This window comes from Kaistia soli DSM 19436 (assembly GCF_900129325.1).
In the GTDB taxonomy this organism is placed as follows: domain Bacteria; phylum Pseudomonadota; class Alphaproteobacteria; order Rhizobiales; family Kaistiaceae; genus Kaistia; species Kaistia soli.
This window is the reverse complement of sequence record NZ_FQUP01000001.1, coordinates 1200776-1217373: the sequence shown is the minus strand read 5'-3', so window position 1 is coordinate 1217373 and position 16598 is coordinate 1200776. Positions and strand designations below refer to the sequence as shown.

19 protein-coding genes are annotated in these 16598 nt (G+C 63.9%); 1 reads left to right on the top strand and 18 read right to left on the bottom strand.

Annotated features, from left to right (window positions below):
• Window positions 1-15: 15 nt before the first annotated feature.
• The 3 genes from BUB39_RS05895 to BUB39_RS05885 all read right to left on the bottom strand — a co-directional run bounded on the left by BUB39_RS05895 (window position 16) and on the right by BUB39_RS05885 (window position 4129).
• Window positions 16-3453 (bottom strand): phage tail length tape measure family protein, encoded by a 3438-nt coding sequence (locus BUB39_RS05895; protein ID WP_073052006.1) that lies wholly within the window; start codon window positions 3451-3453, stop codon window positions 16-18.
• The gene (locus tag BUB39_RS05890; RefSeq protein WP_073052814.1) at window positions 3453-3692 is read right to left on the bottom strand and encodes a phage tail assembly chaperone; all 240 of its coding nucleotides are present in this window, start codon (window positions 3690-3692) and stop codon (window positions 3453-3455) included. Before BUB39_RS05890 ends, BUB39_RS05895 begins: the two co-directional genes overlap by 1 nt.
• 92 nt (window positions 3693-3784) lie before the next feature.
• Window positions 3785-4129, bottom strand: a complete 345-nt coding sequence (locus BUB39_RS05885; RefSeq protein WP_175561748.1) for a hypothetical protein — start codon at window positions 4127-4129, stop codon at window positions 3785-3787.
• 135 nt (window positions 4130-4264) lie between these two features.
• Between BUB39_RS05885 and BUB39_RS05880 the strand changes: the two genes are divergently transcribed.
• A complete protein-coding gene (locus BUB39_RS05880) occupies window positions 4265-4708 on the top strand; it encodes a hypothetical protein (RefSeq protein WP_073052003.1) in 444 nt (147 codons plus the stop codon).
• Here the strand turns inward: BUB39_RS05880 and BUB39_RS05875 are convergent.
• The 15 genes from BUB39_RS05875 to nusG form a co-directional block, all read right to left on the bottom strand.
• Window positions 4705-6174, bottom strand: coding sequence for a phage tail tube protein (locus tag BUB39_RS05875; protein ID WP_073052002.1), 1470 nt, complete (start codon window positions 6172-6174; stop codon window positions 4705-4707). The genes BUB39_RS05880 and BUB39_RS05875 overlap by 4 nt on opposite strands.
• Before the next feature lie 28 nt (window positions 6175-6202).
• Complete coding sequence (locus tag BUB39_RS05870; protein WP_073052001.1) at window positions 6203-6637, bottom strand: phage tail terminator-like protein; 435 nt, start codon at window positions 6635-6637, stop codon at window positions 6203-6205.
• Window positions 6638-7306, bottom strand: coding sequence for a hypothetical protein (locus BUB39_RS05865; protein ID WP_073052000.1), 669 nt, complete (start codon window positions 7304-7306; stop codon window positions 6638-6640).
• The gene (locus BUB39_RS05860) at window positions 7306-7656 is read right to left on the bottom strand and encodes a hypothetical protein (protein WP_073051999.1); all 351 of its coding nucleotides are present in this window, start codon (window positions 7654-7656) and stop codon (window positions 7306-7308) included. The genes BUB39_RS05865 and BUB39_RS05860 overlap by 1 nt, the downstream gene beginning before the upstream one ends.
• The gene (locus BUB39_RS05855; protein ID WP_073051998.1) at window positions 7653-8288 is read right to left on the bottom strand and encodes a head-tail connector protein; all 636 of its coding nucleotides are present in this window, start codon (window positions 8286-8288) and stop codon (window positions 7653-7655) included. Before BUB39_RS05855 ends, BUB39_RS05860 begins: the two co-directional genes overlap by 4 nt.
• Window positions 8289-8290: 2 nt before the next feature.
• On the bottom strand, window positions 8291-8593 hold the full coding sequence (locus BUB39_RS05850) for a hypothetical protein (protein WP_139251345.1): 303 nt from the start codon (window positions 8591-8593) through the stop codon (window positions 8291-8293).
• 58 nt (window positions 8594-8651) lie between these two features.
• Window positions 8652-9077: a hypothetical protein gene (locus tag BUB39_RS05845; protein ID WP_073051996.1), complete on the bottom strand. Its 426-nt coding sequence runs from the start codon at window positions 9075-9077 to the stop codon at window positions 8652-8654.
• A gap of 78 nt (window positions 9078-9155) precedes the next feature.
• Window positions 9156-10601, bottom strand: coding sequence for a phage major capsid protein (locus tag BUB39_RS05840; protein WP_244540158.1), 1446 nt, complete (start codon window positions 10599-10601; stop codon window positions 9156-9158).
• Between the two features lie 89 nt (window positions 10602-10690).
• Window positions 10691-11593 (bottom strand): S49 family peptidase, encoded by a 903-nt coding sequence (locus BUB39_RS05835; RefSeq protein WP_073051995.1) that lies wholly within the window; start codon window positions 11591-11593, stop codon window positions 10691-10693.
• A complete protein-coding gene (locus BUB39_RS05830; protein ID WP_073051994.1) occupies window positions 11590-12873 on the bottom strand; it encodes a phage portal protein in 1284 nt (427 codons plus the stop codon). Before BUB39_RS05830 ends, BUB39_RS05835 begins: the two co-directional genes overlap by 4 nt.
• Complete coding sequence (locus BUB39_RS25420) at window positions 12873-13022, bottom strand: hypothetical protein (RefSeq protein ID WP_175561746.1); 150 nt, start codon at window positions 13020-13022, stop codon at window positions 12873-12875. Before BUB39_RS25420 ends, BUB39_RS05830 begins: the two co-directional genes overlap by 1 nt.
• Window position 13023: 1 nt before the next feature.
• A complete protein-coding gene (locus tag BUB39_RS05825) occupies window positions 13024-14712 on the bottom strand; it encodes a terminase large subunit (RefSeq protein ID WP_073051993.1) in 1689 nt (562 codons plus the stop codon).
• Window positions 14712-15089, bottom strand: a complete 378-nt coding sequence (locus tag BUB39_RS05820; protein ID WP_084526919.1) for a hypothetical protein — start codon at window positions 15087-15089, stop codon at window positions 14712-14714. The genes BUB39_RS05825 and BUB39_RS05820 overlap by 1 nt, the downstream gene beginning before the upstream one ends.
• Window positions 15090-15276: 187 nt before the next feature.
• Window positions 15277-15612, bottom strand: coding sequence for an HNH endonuclease (locus BUB39_RS05815; RefSeq protein ID WP_073051991.1), 336 nt, complete (start codon window positions 15610-15612; stop codon window positions 15277-15279).
• Between the two features lie 157 nt (window positions 15613-15769).
• Window positions 15770-16372, bottom strand: coding sequence for a transcription termination/antitermination protein NusG (gene nusG / locus BUB39_RS05810; protein ID WP_073051990.1), 603 nt, complete (start codon window positions 16370-16372; stop codon window positions 15770-15772).
• Window positions 16373-16598 lie beyond the last annotated feature (226 nt).

Here is a 16598-nt window from a genome sequence, read left to right as displayed (position 1 = left end):
TGGATAAGCCATGACTTAGCCGAGCTTCCGCGTGCGCGGGGCGACGCCCATGCCGGCAAGTTCGCGCGAGGTGGCACCGCCGCGGCGGCGAATGCTGGTCGCGGTCATCTCATCGACCGTCGCCACCAGTTCGCGCTGGCCGGTCTTTTCATTGACCCGCTCTTCTGCCGTCACCTTGGCGCCGGAATGGTTGTTGTTGATGACGACGTTCATCCCGCCGCCACCCTTGCCAGTACTTGCCACGCCGAGCCGGCCGCTGGCATCCCGGCGCAGCGGCATGATCGCCTCCGGGCCAGCCTCGCCCATCTCGCCGACGCCGCCATTGGCCATCGGGAACAGCGTGCTCTTGTGGAAGATATCGCCGCGCGCAAAGCGCATCGGCGCACCATGGAGGAAGGCATCACCTTTGGCATAGACGCCGCCGGCCGCAGGTGCGCCGAGGGCGGCATAGTTGAGGCCTCCCAGCGAGATCCCGCTGCCTCCGCCCGCCAGCTGGCCGATCTTCGACGCCGCCCCGGAGACGCTGTTCGTCAGATCCCCGAGACCACCACCGAGCCCGGATGCTGACTTCGCGGCTACGTCCGATGCTGCCGCAACGGATCGGAAAGACTTGCCGACGCTCTCGGCTTCCGGGAAGTAATTGCGCTGCGCCGAATTGAGGCCGCCCTCCCATGACCCGCCGCCCATGCCGACCTTGTTTCCCCCAAGATCGAAGTGCATCGCGTCGGCGGCGCCGTATTTGCCTTTCGGTCCCGAGAAGTAGCCGCCCCAGCGAAACTGGTCCGTCAGCTCCGGGTATTTCTCGAGCTGCACTTGCCGCGCCGTCTGGGCGAACTGCTCATAAGTCCGGAAGCCCGCGCCACTCTGATAATTCGGGATCGCCTTGCCGAGCTTGTCAAAAATCTGAACATCGGTCGCAAGGCCCTGACCGTGGAAGCGCGGATCGCCAGCGCGGAAACCGCTGATGGCGTCGACCTTCATCGGGAACTGCGACGCCGCCGTCTGCAGGATATCCTTCAGCTTGTCATTGACCTGCTGGAAGCTTCCGCGGGCATAATTCAGCGCGCCGCCCGCAACGGCGTCAGAGCCGATCCCCTTGGGAAGGATGTTGTCGTTTGCCCCCAGCGCCGCGCCGATACCGCCATTGATGACGACGGAGGCGGCCGTCACATTCATCGATGCAACAGCAGAAGTCGCGAGCGACGACGCGGCGTCGGTGATCGGATTGGACTTCCCGCCGAAGACTTGGCCGAGCACCCCCCGCGCATCGTCGAGCGTCGGCAGATTATCGCCGAACAAGGCATTCTTCAGCGGATTGGCGACCCCAAGCTTCAGGATTTCCTTGCCGATGTCCTTTGCGACATCGAGGAACGATTCAAGCGAGAGCGTCCCGTCGGCGATCTTGTCGACGAAGCTGTCGATCGCGCTGCCGCCCGTATCCTTGATCTCGTCCCAGGCCGCGACGGTTCGTTCGGCGACTGAATTATAATGGGCCTGGGCAACAGCCGCTTCTCGAATGCTGGCGGCCTGGCTGGTGCCGGCGATGCCAGCATCGCGCGCCTGCTGATCGGCCTGAAGGCCGGCCATCGCCGCCGCTGCCTCTTCTGCCGGCTTTCCGATCAGTGCCAGGCGGAGCTGCAGCGTTTCCATGGCGTCGCGCGCTGACTTGCCGGCATCAGCCATCGCCTTGAGCGCCGCATTGTTGCGGATCTGGATGGCGCCAAAATCCTCCATGTGCTGGAGATAGCTATCGCCATAGATCGCCCGCATCTGCGTTGCGATGTTCTGATCGACAGGATTGCGGCCGATCTGCTCCTTTTCGAAGTTCAGATCACGGGTCAGAGCCGCTCGCTTCTGCGCCTCAACCAAGACTCCGTAGGCGTCAGCGAGTTGCTCGATCTGCTTGCGCTGATCTTCCGTTACAACGCCGCCGTCGCGCTGCAACTCGGTCAGAATCTTTTGCTGCAGGCGATAGCTTTCAGCCGCTCCGGAGGCCTTGCCGAGGGCCGTCGTCTCGAGCAGCAGATCTCGGATCCGATCCTGCGCACCGCGGAATTGGGCGGTGTAAGGGGCGTCGGTGTCATAGTCGGTCAGATTGGGCTTCTTGCCCGGCAACGGCATATTGGCGCCGGCAATGCGATCCTGAGCCGCCGCGTTGGCTGCGCGCACCCGCTCGAAGTCACCTGCTGTCCTTGCCGTCAGCAGCCCGCGCGCATATGCGTTTCGCGCCTGTTCTTCGTCGGTCGGCGCGATCTTGGCGACATCGGCCATGTCGTTCAGCGCTTTCGTGAGCGCCTTGACGTTCAGCGCCGCCGTGGCGGCGTCGCGAGCGAACTTGTCCATCGTGCCGCTGGCCTGGTCGAGATTGCCAGTAACCTTCAGAAGCTCCTTGGAATTCTCCATGAAGCGCGCGCCGAGTTCCTGCAACGACTTGTTGGCTGGCTCAGCGTTCATCTTCACCGCGATGGCTTCGCGTAAGGCGGAGAAGTCGCCAATCCCATCCTTGATCGAGCGACGAAAATCTTCGATCTCAGCCTTGAAAGCGGCGAATTCCCCCGAAACGACGCGGGGGCCTTGTCCCGATCTGGATTGGGACTGCTGGGAGGTGACCGAATTGACAAAATCCGTCGTGGCAGCCTGCGCCTGCTTTTGCAGCGCGGTGATGTCGCCCCTTAGGGCGGCGCCCACCACCGCCTTGCTGTCGCGGGCATATTCGTTGGCGGCGATCGTCGCCTCGCCATACTGTTCCTTGATCTTGGCGATAAGGTCGGTGTGGGTTTTGATCGCCTCATCGACGGTCGGCAATGTGCTGCGGCTGAGCGCGCTATAGGCGAGAAAGCCGGCGCCGAGCGCAACAACCGCGGCGCCCGCGATATTGGCGGGCGTCGCGACAGCGGCAATGGACGCTGCTACCTTGGCGAAGGTGCCGGAAATGCCGCCTTCGCCCATCTGCAGAACTTGCAGAAGCTGGCCGCCCTGCTGCGCCAGGATCGTGAATGGCGACTGCCCCATCGCGAGACCGGACGCGATGTCGTTCAACTGAAACGACAGGTTGGAAAGCTGCGCTGCCGTCCGGCCGGAACTCTTGCCGGCCGCCTGCACGGCATTGTCGTTCAGCACCCATTTGGCGCGCAGCAGGTCGGTCGAACGCGCCGCCTCCTGCGTGCTGATGAGCCCCTGTTCCAGTGCATTCGTGATCTTGCGCTGGCCGCGCTCGAACTCGAACTGCGACTTGGCAGCCGCATCGATCGTGAGGACGAGGCGCTGATAGGCGCCGGCGGCCGACGTGATCTTCTTTGCCCCGGTATCAGTCGACGCGCCCATTTGCACGCCGCTCGTCCCGACCTGCTGCTGCGCGCCAGCCAGGCCCTCGAGCGCCGCCGTCGCCTTTTCGACACCGGAGGTCGTCGCCTCGACGCGAACGCGGCGGATGGTTTCAAGTTCGGTGGCCATCAGGGGGCGACGTCCTTTTCGGTGGCGATCCGCAGCACAGCGGCGTCCATTGCCATCATCAGACGGGAAAAGCGCTCGAAGCGATCAGGGTCGGCGATGCCGAAGCGATTGGCGTAGCGATCGATCGACGACCATGGGATCGGGGCAATACCGAAGCCCCGGGGGCGGTCGAGCGCCAGACGGCGAAAGGCCGTCCACTCGAACAAGAGATGACGGGCAAGGGCAGGGCGCGATTGCATGAACGGCAAGTCGGCTGCGCCCTCCGGACCGGCAGCAGCCGCGATGCGCTCGGCCTGGTCACCCCAATCAAGGTACCAAGCGAGCGCCTCTGTCAGTTTTTTGCGTCGGCCTCGATGCTGTCGTCGAAGATCCGCGCGACGCGCTGCGCAGCCCACGAGACGCCGTTGGCGAGATCCCGGTACGCAGGATCGGAAAGCAACTCGAACGCCTTCTCCTTGGAGAACGGAACCGGCTTTGCGTCGGCGGTCAACCCGCTCCAGTCGAGCAACACCGTCTCGACGAGCAGCGTCGTCGCGATCCGGTTTGATTCCTTCTCATCACCGCGCGCCGCCAGGGGCAGGGCCGCCACAAGCTCCGAACTGACGCGCTCGTAGTCGGCATTGCCGAAGCCCCGAACCTTCAGTGCCATATCGCCAAGTCCAGGGATCTTGTTCACCCAGGCGCCCTGCTCGATGTTTACAAGGTTTACCCGGAGATTAGAGAGTTCCATCGCGTCATACCTCAAATGGCTATCGACTTCCGGTTGCGGCCTTGCAAGGATGCTGGCCTTCCGAAAAGCCGTGGGGGCTCAATGTTCAAGCTGGTTTCAGTAGTAGCGGCGGGCCTTGCGCTCGCCGGATGCGGCACGATTACGCGTGGCGCCAATGAAGATGTCTCGATCCAGGTGACACCGGCCACCGCCAAGATCACCACAACCCTTGGGAACGTCTGCACCGGGTCATGTCTGGTGAAGGCGCCGCGTAACAAATCCTTTGTCGTTACCGCCGAAGCGCCCGGCTATGCCAGCCAGGTTGTTCCTGTAGGCGTTCACGCCACTGGGGCAGGGACCGCCGGCATGGCCGGCAATCTCGTCGTCGGCGGGTTGATCGGGATCGGCGTCGATGCTGCGACGGGCGCGATCAACGACCACTTCCCCAATCCGGTTATCATCAAGCTGGAGCCGGTTGCCGCGCCCGCCAAGCCGGCAAGGCCGAGCCGACGGGCGCCGGCAAAGGCTGCGGCACCCGTCTCTTAGGGCAGGTACCAGAAGCGGCCGACCGAAGCCGTGTAGCCGAGCACCGGATCGCGCAGCGCCTGAAACGAGGCGTTGATCATGACGTCGGCGTTCTTTCCGGAGACGGAGGGCGCGCCGCCGGCATATTTGACTTTGGGAAGGTCGAACAGCAGCGCCTCCCCATTGGCATCGGTGCCGCCGAGGCGGACATCGAACGATGTTTCCTCGTTGCTGAGCACCTTGGCGTATTCGGTCCGATCGCCGAAATAGCTCTCGATCGCGCCGGTACAGGTGAATTCGCCGTTGCCGGTACCAACTGCGCCAACATCGCCAATCGCGTTCTGGCGGCGGATATTGTTGCGGAACTCGATCCGCGCCGACATCACATAATTGGGGCCGGCGACGGCCGCGCCGCCGAGGCCTATGCGCCCAACATTGGACGAGGTGTTCATCACGTCATTGGTCGGCGCCGCGATATCCGTGGCGCCTGCCGTCCGCGCCGACCCGACCGTCGCATCTTTGCCGACATAGGTCCGCGTTACCTTGGCGATCTGCTGCGCGGGCAGATCGAGCACGAAGGAGTCCAGCGTCATACCGCGCAGATATTCGTAGCTCACGGGCGAATGGTCGAGAAACTGCCGCTCAATCGTGTTCGAGCGCTTCGTCGATCCGTTGACCAGGAAGTCGCCGGTATAGACCTCGATCGTCTTGCCCGTGCCCGCGTCCGCGCCGAAGCCCAGCGGCACGCGATCGAAGGAAAGCCGGCCGGCGGCGACTGCCGAGACGCGCGCCCAGCCGTTCGCTGCCGCCGTCGCAAACTGGCTGCCGGCCGATGCGCCGCCAATCCTGACCCATTCGCCGACCGAGAGGCCGAGCGTCGTGAAATCGAGCAGGGTCGAGGTCAGGGCGTTGCCGCCCGTCACCGTCGCGACAAGATCGCCGGCGGCACCTGCGAAACCGACGACGCGGGCCGCGGCGCCGACCGGAACCACACCTTCGGCCGTGAAGGTGGCGGCAGGGAAGGTGACAGACGTGCCCGTCGAGGCGGCGACGCGCGCCACCTTGTTGTTGCCCGCGGTCGCGAAGCCGGACAGCAACACCAGCATGCCGGCGACGAACGCCGCGCCGCCGGCGGCTACAGTCAGAGCCGTCGTGCTGACGTCGGAGATCTCCGTATCGGCCGTCACATTGGTGATGACCGGGTTATTCGACCAGGAGCCCTGCAAGGCCTCCTCGAGATCATCATCATTGCTGCGGAACGAGAGCTCGCCGGCAATGTCGCCGCCGGCCTGCTGGCCGACCAAGATGAGGTCAGTCACCTGCCGGTCGCCGCGGATCTCGTCGGAAACTACTGTCTGCGGCGAGGCGGACAACGGCGACGATGTCTGCCGGATCGCCTTGAAGGCAGGGTTGGCCGGGATGACGCCGAAGGTCGTCTCGCGGACCTTCGCGATGGCAACGCGGTTCGTCGACTGAAGGTCGGGCATGAAACGTCTCCGTCAGGATGAGAGAAGATCAGGCGAGGAAATTGGCCTGGTAGGGAACCGCGATGGCGAGCACGAGATAGTTGCCGTCATCGGTGGCGTCGTCGATCACCGGGCTTGAGGGCGACCAGGTCGTGATGCCTGTCAGCCCGGGAATTCCGCCGAAATGCTTGCTGCGGAACAGCGCGGCAAGCTCGTCCGACCATGGCAATGCGTCCGCGCGGCCATTGGTGTCGCGCGGGACGTTCAGCACCAGGCGAAATGCGCCTTCCTCGCGGAACATGTTGTTGCCGGGCGCGCCGATCGTGATCTGGTCCGAACTCGCATAAGGATACTGCACCTCGAGGAAGGCCGATCCATCGAGCGGCGCACTGCCGTCGTCGCTCTGGAAACCACGCACAGGGCAGCGGCTCCAAAAGTCCGCGAGCCGCCCCTCGACGGCGGCAACAACGCCTGCAAGCGGCATCTAGTGGCTCCTGATGAAGATAGCCGGCTGCTTGCGCAACCACTGCGCCGCGTCGCGCTTCCGGCGATGCCGCCGCGCCCAGGCCGCGCCGCGCGCGCTGCCCGCCCAATCATGGATGGCCCCCGTCTGCAGCGCCTCATAGCCAAACGAAATCATGGCTATGTTCCCGAAGCGCTGCCGGGCCAGCACCGCAACGGCCTGATAGACCCCGTCGGGAGCTTGGTTCGACAGGCCGCGGTCGATCTTGCGCGCATAGGGCTGGCTGTTGACGAAGACATACTCGCTCGCCTGCGGAGCCGCTGCGCCGGGCGGTACGACGACGCCGTCGGCGAGAAACAGATGCGACTCGCTGTATTTCCCGGTCTTGCGCGGCGACGCCTCGACGAGGGCCTTGCCGATCCACGCGAAGATGTCCGGCAGAAGCTCGAACTCGAAAATGATCACGCCGTCAGGACGGACCGTCTCGAGCACGGCACCGCGGCGCCCATCAACATATTGCTCGTGCGGCGGCACGAAGCCGAGGGCTGCAGCATTGACTCGCTCGGCTTCGGCGAGATGTGTGCGGGCAAAGCCCGCAAAAGCCGCGCTCTGCGCCTCCGGCGATAGCAGATCGTCGATAATGATCCGCACGTCGCGCTCGATCGGCTCGATCTTGGTCCGGACCGCCATCAACCGCCTGCCGTGATCTCATAGGCGATGAGCACGCCGGCGATACGCCGCTTGTCGTCGTCGACCGCCGTGATGGTGAGCGCGCGCCCGCGCAGGATGACCTTGTCACCCTTCAGCGGCGGGCCAGGCCAATCGCTCGCCTCGATGTCTGCCGCGAGCATCACGATGACACGATTGGACTGCGACACGGCATTGACGAGATCGTCGGGCTTCGCTTGGCTCAGGACACGCGCGCGAATAGGAAGATCCGCGTCAGGATCCGGACGTCGATTGACCCGCCGCAGCGCGACAGGCTCGCCATGCTTGTCGATCTGGCGGCGATACATCGCTAGGGCGGTTTCGGGCGTCACAGATATACCTTGAAGGGCGCTAGCATCGCCTCGGCCGCGCCGCAGAGCGCCTGACCTGAGACCCCCTTGTCGGCGAAGTCGGTTTGCCCCACGCCGTCGACGCGCTCCCGGATCACGAAGCCGTCTGGCGACGACATCGACTGCAGGTGCGAGACTTGAAGAACGATGGCCGTGCGAATGGCCTCTGGCACGTCTTCCGGCTCGCCATAGCCGGCACGAAAGCGCACAGTCACGGCATCTCTGCATGGCCGGATCGACGGCCACGAACGCCCATAGCCGCGCGCCACACGGCCCGGAGATCCGCGCGAGCCAAGAACAACCTGATAGTCGCCGACAGGCATTGTCTGGGTGACGCCGTCAGGGTCGCGATAGGTCACGGCCTCGATCGCCTGCAAAGGCAGCATCGGGATGATGACATCGCCCTCCGGCCATGACGGCAAAACGAGGTTCCAGACCTGGGTGACGAGCGCCCGGCCAAGGACGCCGTCAGGACCGTCGACCTTGCCCGTCACGGCGCCGATCAGCGCTTCGAGCAGATCTTCCGACACGCCGGCGCCAAGGCCGAGCCTCGACCTTGCGTCGGCGGCGGAAATCGGCAGCGCCTCGGGCGGCGTGACCTCAACCAGCATCATGATCAGCCGGTCGCGCCCTGATCGGCGCCGCTCTGGCCAGAGTCGTCACCGCCATTGGCGCCCGCGTCGTCCGCGGAGGCATCGCTTCCGGCCCCAGCCGACGAGGCGCCCGCACCGGACTGGTCATCGGCGCCGGGCGCATCCTTTGCGGGCTTGGCCTTCGCCGACACCTTCTTCGGGTGAAGGCATCCCGCCCGGACGAGCCGGGCAAACTGCTCTTCGGTCGGATCCTCGAAGAGGTCGCCAGGGAAGAGCCGCACGCCGCTGCGCTGATCAACACATTCGGCAATGACTTTGTAAGCCATGATCAACTCCATGAAAGGACGGAGGCGATTGCCTCCGTCAGTGCGCAGGAATGATGGATTAGGCGGGCGGGTTCGACGTCGGACGGAAGCGTCCCGCACCAAGCAGCGCCAGTGCCGAGACGAAGGCGTTGCCCGTATTGTTCGCCGGCGTGATCGTGAGGCGCACATAGCGCTTCGAGCCGAGGTAACCGACCTTCCGGACCTTGTCGTCATCGGAGAAGGTGAAGTTCGCATTGGCGAGGCCGCCAAGGATATTCGCGGCGGGGACCGCCACACCATCCGAGAGATTGGCAGCATCGCCATGGGTCAGGCTGACGGCGAAGGCCGCGTCGGCGTCTGCAAGTGCGCCGATCAAGATCAGGAACGTCAGGCTTTCATAGCCGGCCGTATCGATGATCTGGGAGACGATAGGCGTATTGTCGGCCACCGCGGCGGCCGGGCTGATGGCCCGGACCGGATGGATAGAATTGAGGAGGTCGCGCATCGCGCCGATCCTTTCCAAAGAGGGGAAGGGGAAGTGGGAGCTGCCCAGCACCTGTCCGGGCAGCGCGATCGCGCCGGATCAGGCCGGAACGTCCAAGCCGACGAAGGGCGAGACCTCGTAGCCGTTCTCTTCCTTGATCGGCGCGGTGAGCCAGGGCGACCCGTCGACGTTCCAGAAGATCTTGATGACCGTCTTGTTCGAGGTGAACTTGACGTGCTCGGAAGCCGCGACGAACGGGCCGGAGCCATCCTTGATCAGGTAGTAGGACCAGTCAGCAAGGATGATGTCGCCCTTCGAGCCAAGGGCCGGAGCGCGGTTGTTCCAACGCACCGGATAGCCGAGCAGGGTGCCTGCAAAGCCGTCCTTGGCATTGGCCTGCCAGATATAGTGCCCTTCCGGATCGGTCATCGTCGCAATGTCGACCAGAGCCGACTGCGGCATCGACCAGACAGGCGAACTTACGCCGCGCATCAGCAGGCGCGACGCCATCGTGACCAGGTCGAGATAGGCGACATGGTTGGCGGTGGCGCGATTGATCCAGCGGGTCACGCCGGCATTGATAATGCCCAGCGGCTTGCCGATGCCGGAGCCCTGCAGGAAGGCATAGTCTTCTGCAGCGATGACGCCGGCGCGCATCAGCGACTCGACGAAGCTGTTCGCAGCCTGCCAGTTGCGCAACAGCTTGTCGGTGACGGTGACGAAGCCCGCGATTTCGTGCGGAGTCAGCGTGACCTCGCGGAGCTTGGCATCGGTCTCCGGCTTCTCGCCGCCCTCCTCGATCCAGTTGAAGGTCATGCCGCCGAACATGTTGCCGGGATTGGAGCCCGTCTGATCGAGGGCCGGCATGGTGATGCCCGCATCCGGCGGCGACCCGGCAGGGATGACGTTGGCGCGCGGACGGACGAGCGCATCCTGTGGCGGGACCGACATAAGCGTCTGCCGCAACTGCGGTGGCACCATGAAGCCGCCCTGCGTGTTGGTGTCCATCCGCATCTCGGCAGAGAGATCATCCTCGCCGCGGCCCGCGCTCTCGACGAAGTTGAGGCGCTGATCGTTCGGATTGAAGCGAACAGCGTTCATGAACTCGCCGAAGTTCTCGAAGTCCTTTTTCGCCTCGTTGGGGCGGCGCGGCGCCTCGATGCCAGAACGACGGCCAGCGGCCGGGACAACAGCGTCAAGGGCGGCGTCCGCATCCATCAGCTCATCAAGGCGGGCAATGCGCTTATCGAGAGCGTCCTTTTCGGCCTTGAGGCCGTCATAGGACGTCTGTTCCTCAGCCGAGAGATCACGATTTTCGGCTTCGGTGAGTGCGAGCATGTCTTTCATGCCCTTGACGAGCGCCACGCGCTTTTCGCGGAGCGGCGCCAGTGCGGCAAGCGATGCAACAGACATCGCGTGCGGATCCGCAATCGACGCGATGGCGTGATGCAGCGTCGATCCGTCGATGCCGACCATGACGACAACGGCGACGAGAAGGGCGGCCGTCACCACAGCGAGCAGGCCGGTGTTGCGATATTTTCCCATGTTACCCTCGGGTGAGGCCGGACGAACAACAGCGATCGCTCGCGCCGGCACGCGAACGACCTCCCTGCGAGGGCAGGCGAGTGATGAGATCAGAGATCGAGCGCGCGGCGCTCGCGTTGCGGAGCAAAAGCCTTGCGCTTCGCGACCGGCGCATAAAGCGAGGCGCCGAAGCGCTGCAGCGTCTCCTCGAGCGTTCCGACTCGGTCGGCCATGCCTTCGGCAACCGCAGGCTCGGCGTCGACCATGTCGCCCTGGCCGAAACCGTTGCGCACAGAATTCAGGGCGACGCCACGGTTGCGGGCGACCGTCCGGACGAACATCTCGTAGGCAGTATCGACGCGCGCCTGCATGCGCGCCCGGGTTTCCTCGTCGAGCGGCTCATAGGGGTTGCCCGCCGTCTTGAACTTGCCGGCGCTCACAAGTGTTTTCTTGACGCCCTGCGCTGTCAGTGCGCCGCTGACATCGTTGTGCACGCCAAACACGCCGATCGAACCGACGCTGCCCGAGGGCGTCACAACGACCTCGTCGGCAGCCGATGCGATCCAGTAGGCAGCGCTGGCGGCCGTCGCGTTCACATGCGCAATGATCGGCTTCTGGCCGCGCGCGCTGTAGATCAGGCTCGCAAGCTCGTCGCTGCCACTGACAGCGCCGCCAGGCGAATCCACGTCGATGACGATCGCTTTCGTGCTCCCGTCGCGAACCGCCGCCTGGAACAAGCGACCAAAGCCTTCGGACGAGGTGCCCCCCGAAATATCGTCCATCATCGACATGCGGTTCGCGATGACGCCGCGCAGCGGGAGGATGGCGACGCTGCCCTGCTGGCGCGCGACATCGCGCTCCGTCTGCTTGGTGACCCGCGCTTCGATCTCTTCGGCCGAGAGCTTGCCGCCCGCCGCCTGCAGAGCCAGAAAGTCGAGGATTGCCTGCAGCTTTTCCTCGCGGATCGCCCAGCGCTCCTCGGTGACCGCAAGCAATATGTGAGCATATCTCATGCTGGTTCCTTTGGCGGTGATGGCAACTGCGGCGGCGGCTCGGGCGGGTTGATGGCGCGATCGAGCGGCGTCATGGCGGCTGGCACGAAATGGTGATCGCCGTCCGGGCCGATCCCTTCGAAATCCTCGAGCGCCAGCACCTGGTTGGGCGAGATCGCGCCGACCTGGAACAGTCCGCCATAAAACGCGGCGCGCGCGGCCATGTCGCCCCGCAGAATCGCGTTCATGTTGAACTTCACGAAGAAGCCTTCGCTTCGCTCCTCCTCGGTGAAGAGCTTCCAGTTGAGTTCCTGTTCCCAGGCATCGACCCAGGGGTCGATCGTCTGACGCACGAACCCGATCATCAGTTGCTCGATGCCGGATCCCCATGAAGTGGACTTCTCATGGCTCTGCAGCAGCACAAGCGGCACGTCAAAGATGCGGGCGATCTCGGCAATCTGGAATTCGCGCGACCCAAGAAACTGCGCATCATCCTGGGGGATCGTCGTCGAGACGAATTTCATGCCCTCCTCAAGGATCTTGACCCGGTGCGCATTGTCGAGCCCGCCCTGTCGTTCAAGGCTGGCACCCGCGTCCGTCCGCTCCTCCGGCGCCTTTTTCAGGTTGGCGCGCGCCTCGGTGCCTAGCCTTCCTGGATGCTGGAGGAACCCGCCGCTCTTGGCGTCGTTCGCAAAGAACTTGGAGCCGAACTCCTCCATCGCAAAGGCCAGGCCGAGCGCATTACGCGCATGCCAGATCGGCGATTGACCAACATAGCCATCATGGCTCTGGTCCATCACATGGATGACGTTGCCGGAATCGATATCAAATGTCTCACCAGCAATGTTCGTCCGGTAGAAGAATGCATTCCCCTCGCGCACCGGACGTGTGCGATCTGGGAGAAGAGGCCAGAGACCAACCGACTGACCTCGCTGGTTGCGCTCAATCTCGACATAGCCATTGCCCCACAGGAGCGCGTGACCCTGGACCGTCTTCCGGAGCGTTCGCGACGACATAAATTCGTTCGGCCGCATCGCCAGACCGCGCGCGAGCGGATGCTGCTCGCTCGTGACCTCTTTGGAGCCGCCGTCCTTGTCCCGCTTGAACATCTTGAGCGGAAACCGGGCGATCGGATTGGCGATCCGGTTGACGCAGGCATAGACCACCGGCTGATTGCGGGCATTGTGCTCAGAAACGACCGTGCCCGCCTTCGTCTTGCCGAAGCCGACGGCGCGGACAAACCATCCCGAGTTATCGGCGACCGAACTCGTTTGCCCGAAGATGCTCGCGAGGAACGACATCAGGCGCCCCTAGCCCCAAGCACCGCGCCGGCGAGCAGCAGCGACCCGACAACGATGTATCCAGCCGGCGGGAATATCAGCCAGGCGCCAAAGCCGATGAGACCGACGCCGACGATCGCGACGAGATCGGATACCGAAGGACGGCTCATGTCAGATCTCGACCTCGAGGATGCCACGGGTTTCATAGACGGACGGGCCGCCGATTGCGGCGGGGTTGCGGCTCATAAGGGCCGCAGCGTTGAACGTCGCCATCAGCGGATCAATTTTGCCGGAGCCGGAAATTTGCTTCGTGATCGTGACGGCATTGCCCTTCGGCTCGACACGGGCATTCGCGACCGCCCATGCCATGATCGGCTGCCCGCAATGGACAAACGTGCCGTCGGCAAGCTTGCGCTCCAGCGTCTTGATGGCTCCCGACATCTTCCAACCCTGCGAGATGCCGTGGATCCGCTCGGCGCCCTCGATACCGCGAAGCGCCATGGCGTCGACGATGGCGCCGATACCAACCGGATCGAGGCCGACCTGAGCAAGCTTGCCGGTCTCTTCGATGCTGGCGACCAGGTCGGCGATCTCTTCGATGTCGTCGCCGAGCCGCTTGACGATGACCAGATCGCCTTGCGTCGCGAAATCCTGTAAGCGGGCTGCCTCGGCCTTGCGGCGTTCGAGCGCCACCTCATAAGCCCATGACTTCGACCAATGCAGCCAGCGCTGCGTTTCAGCCTCACGACCGATGACAGCCAGGCCAAACAGATCGTCGAGGCCGCCGCCGTCGATGCCGATCGTCACCACCTCGGCACGATCGAGAAGCTCACTGAGCGTCATCTCGGGCTCGACCGCGGCATCCCAATGATCGACACCAGCCCAGCGATCATTCCGGAGATTGAGCCCGATCTCGATATTGAGATGCTTTGACAGGAACGTTTGCAGCGTGCCGCCGCCTGTCGTTCCTAACTCCTTAACCAACTCGCCTTCGATCCACTCCCGATCGACCGATCGACCGATATTCGGGTTGGTGATGTAGAAGTTCGCGGGCACCAGGTACGCCTTGGCCGCGATCATCGCCTTCGGGAACTCGTAGATCACGCCAAGGCTCTTATTGTCCTCGACGTCGCCATCGCGCACAGCCCGGAAATAATCGAGCTTGGCCTTGAAGACGCCCGCGGGCGGCGTGTCAGACTGCGTCGAGAGATAGATGACGAAGCCCTCTGGACGGGAAACCAGCCCGCCCGTTGCCTCGCGCAGCATCGCGTCGGCGTTCGGCCGCTTTCCGAAGATCCACAGCTCGTCGATCAGGACGAAAGCCGCCTTCTTGCCGCCGACCGTATCGGTGTCGGCCGCCACGACCTTAAGCACCGCGCCGGTTATCCGGTGCGTGATCTGCCGGAAATTATCCTGAATATGCAGAAGAGCGTCGAGCTCGGGATCGGCACGAACCATATCGGCCGCTGGCTTGTAGCTGTTGTTGGCGATCTCGAGCGTCGGCGCCAGGATCAGCAGTTCCGCCGAAAACCGCCAGTTTCGGATGAGCGCCGTCAACATGATCCCGGCGGCAATCGTCGACTTTGAGTTCTTCTTGCTGATCAGCAGGAAGAACTCGCGGATCAGGCGGCGCGCGGTGCCGTGATCATAGGCACCGAAGATCGCCCGGACGAAGTCGAATACCCATTCATCGCAGGCCTCGCCAAAAGTTGGCTGGCCTGGCGCATCGACGATGCGGAGCGACTTGAAGACGGCGAGGGCTGCCTCTGCCTCGTCCGGGAACAGAGGATCGAAGGCGATCAGCGATCGACCCTCGACGATCCGCCGTTCCCAATCGCGACACGCGGTCGACCACTGCATCAGCGGTTATTGTCCACAATCAGTTTGGGCGGCGCTGGCGGCGAGAATTTGCCGCCGACGCTCTCGGCGGCGAGCTTCCGCTCTTCCTTTTTGCCAAGCTTTGGCGGCTTCGGCGCTTTCGGAGCGCCACGGCCACGAACGCGCCCGTCCGCATTCTCGGCGGCGCTGTGATCGATGATGCGGCGGAACTCCTTGAACGCCGCCCCGCTCCGCTCCTCAACACCCATCCAGACGATCATGGCGTAGCGGCTTTCGAGCCGATCGCGCATCTCGTCGCGGAACTTCATTTCGCGAAAATAATGCTTCTTCAGCGTCGGCGGCGTGATCGAAAGGGCATTGGCGATCCGCTCATTCTCCCAGCCCAACGCCAGCAACATCTTGACTTTGTTACGGTTTTCGTTGGTCGGGACATGCGGAGGCCGACCCCTTCCACCGAAGTGGTTAGGAACCGTGTCGCCAAAGAGGTCGAAATTGTCTGCCATGGCAAAAAAATTGTGCGGGTGAGACCCCAAGCGGTTGGAGGCCCCTTGGACCCCCAGACTTTGACCCCACCCCTCCCTCTGGTCAGGCGCGCTGCCGCTCGGCCCTCACGGCCAGCGTCTTGCGCGTGTGGCACGATCCGCAGCGCAGGAGGATGTTGCCCTTGTCGAGAGGCGCGCCGCCGTCCTGAAGCTCTACAACGTGATCAGCGAAGACACGCGATGCGTACCGACTGGCCCGCTTGCACAATGGATCCTGGCATAGAGGACCGCGCTCGGCAGTCACTTCGGCGACCAGAGCGCGCCATGCGGTCGACAGATAGAAGGGATTGGCGACCTTAGGCGGCGGCATCGCCGTGCGCGTGTCGAGCGTCGCGATAGCCGGCTTCAATGTCTGCAGCCGCGGCCGGTTGTGCGTCATACCCCTAGACACACAAATGCCCGGCCTGCATCTCTGCATCCGGGCAATACATTTCCATCGCGAAGAGCGGCTAGGGCCGTCTTCCGGGTGCGAGCAGCGCATTCCTCAAAGCCGAAGCCGAGCGCGACAAGATCTCTCGCAGATCCTGCCTTGAGCGTTACGCGAGAACACCGAGTCGGTCAACGGCGATCGTGATCGGCGCACGCTTGGCCGACCAATCATCGAACCGCAGCTGTGCCGTCACCAGCCCGCCGCGCGTGACGACACCGGCCATGCCGTCATACGGCCCGCCTATGACCGCCACCCGCACGCCCGTCTTGACGATGCGGCGGTCATCGTCGGCGAACATCCCGCGCGCCTCGGCCGACATGATATCGCCGACAACATCATCAGGAACGCACAGCGGATTGATGCCGTTCGCGCCCTTGACGAAGCTATTGACGCCGCGCACGGCCCGCGCCGCGGCCCATGCGTCCGGCGTAGGCGCAAGGTCGACGAACACATAGCCGGGCAGCAGCGGCATCAGGCAGCGCGCATAGCGGCGGCGATGCGGCGCCTTCCGCATGACGGCCTGCTCGGGCACATAGCCCGGCATGCGCGCCTTGCCGAGGTCGGCCAGCACGCGGCGCTCGCATCGCGGCTCAACCGAAAGCACGAACCATTGGCTGCCATTTAGCCCCGGCGCGGCTATCTCGGCCTCGGCCAGAGGCGGCAGCATGTCGACCAGATCGCCAATCCGCCACGTCCTGCCGTTCGTCATCGCCGTTTCATCCCCGTTCCGGCTTGGTCCAAGTGGTCCAAGGTTGATTGAGAGAAAAGAGAGTACCTGGACCATGTTAACCCGTTGATTTTGTTGAGCCGGTCCAAGTGGTCCAAGTGGTCCAGGTAATTTTGAGGTTGCTGGTATTTGTCTCATCGGCGTCTCTTTCCCCCGAGAGCGGGAAGGGGCAATTTTTGGGGCTGTCGCGGCCGCTTCGCGCGCCCGT

Bases quoted from the DNA above. Each gene is read 5' to 3' on its own strand.
- BUB39_RS05895 (WP_073052006.1), bottom strand. From the start codon at position 3,453: ATGGCCACCGAACTTGAAACCATCCGCCGCGTTCGCGTCGAGGCGACG.
- BUB39_RS05890 (WP_073052814.1), bottom strand. From the start codon at position 3,692: ATGCAATCGCGCCCTGCCCTTGCCCGTCATCTCTTGTTCGAGTGGACG.
- BUB39_RS05880 (WP_073052003.1), top strand. From the start codon at position 4,265: ATGTTCAAGCTGGTTTCAGTAGTAGCGGCGGGCCTTGCGCTCGCCGGA.
- BUB39_RS05875 (WP_073052002.1), bottom strand. From the start codon at position 6,174: ATGCCCGACCTTCAGTCGACGAACCGCGTTGCCATCGCGAAGGTCCGC.
- BUB39_RS05870 (WP_073052001.1), bottom strand. From the start codon at position 6,637: ATGCCGCTTGCAGGCGTTGTTGCCGCCGTCGAGGGGCGGCTCGCGGAC.
- BUB39_RS05865 (WP_073052000.1), bottom strand. From the start codon at position 7,306: ATGGCGGTCCGGACCAAGATCGAGCCGATCGAGCGCGACGTGCGGATC.
- BUB39_RS05855 (WP_073051998.1), bottom strand. From the start codon at position 8,288: ATGATGCTGGTTGAGGTCACGCCGCCCGAGGCGCTGCCGATTTCCGCC.
- BUB39_RS05850 (WP_139251345.1), bottom strand. From the start codon at position 8,593: ATGGCTTACAAAGTCATTGCCGAATGTGTTGATCAGCGCAGCGGCGTG.
- BUB39_RS05845 (WP_073051996.1), bottom strand. From the start codon at position 9,077: ATGCGCGACCTCCTCAATTCTATCCATCCGGTCCGGGCCATCAGCCCG.
- BUB39_RS05840 (WP_244540158.1), bottom strand. From the start codon at position 10,601: ATGGGAAAATATCGCAACACCGGCCTGCTCGCTGTGGTGACGGCCGCC.
- BUB39_RS05835 (WP_073051995.1), bottom strand. From the start codon at position 11,593: ATGAGATATGCTCACATATTGCTTGCGGTCACCGAGGAGCGCTGGGCG.
- BUB39_RS05830 (WP_073051994.1), bottom strand. From the start codon at position 12,873: ATGTCGTTCCTCGCGAGCATCTTCGGGCAAACGAGTTCGGTCGCCGAT.
- BUB39_RS25420 (WP_175561746.1), bottom strand. From the start codon at position 13,022: ATGAGCCGTCCTTCGGTATCCGATCTCGTCGCGATCGTCGGCGTCGGT.
- BUB39_RS05825 (WP_073051993.1), bottom strand. From the start codon at position 14,712: ATGCAGTGGTCGACCGCGTGTCGCGATTGGGAACGGCGGATCGTCGAG.
- BUB39_RS05820 (WP_084526919.1), bottom strand. From the start codon at position 15,089: ATGTTGCTGGCGTTGGGCTGGGAGAATGAGCGGATCGCCAATGCCCTT.
- BUB39_RS05815 (WP_073051991.1), bottom strand. From the start codon at position 15,612: ATGACGCACAACCGGCCGCGGCTGCAGACATTGAAGCCGGCTATCGCG.
- nusG (WP_073051990.1), bottom strand. From the start codon at position 16,372: ATGACGAACGGCAGGACGTGGCGGATTGGCGATCTGGTCGACATGCTG.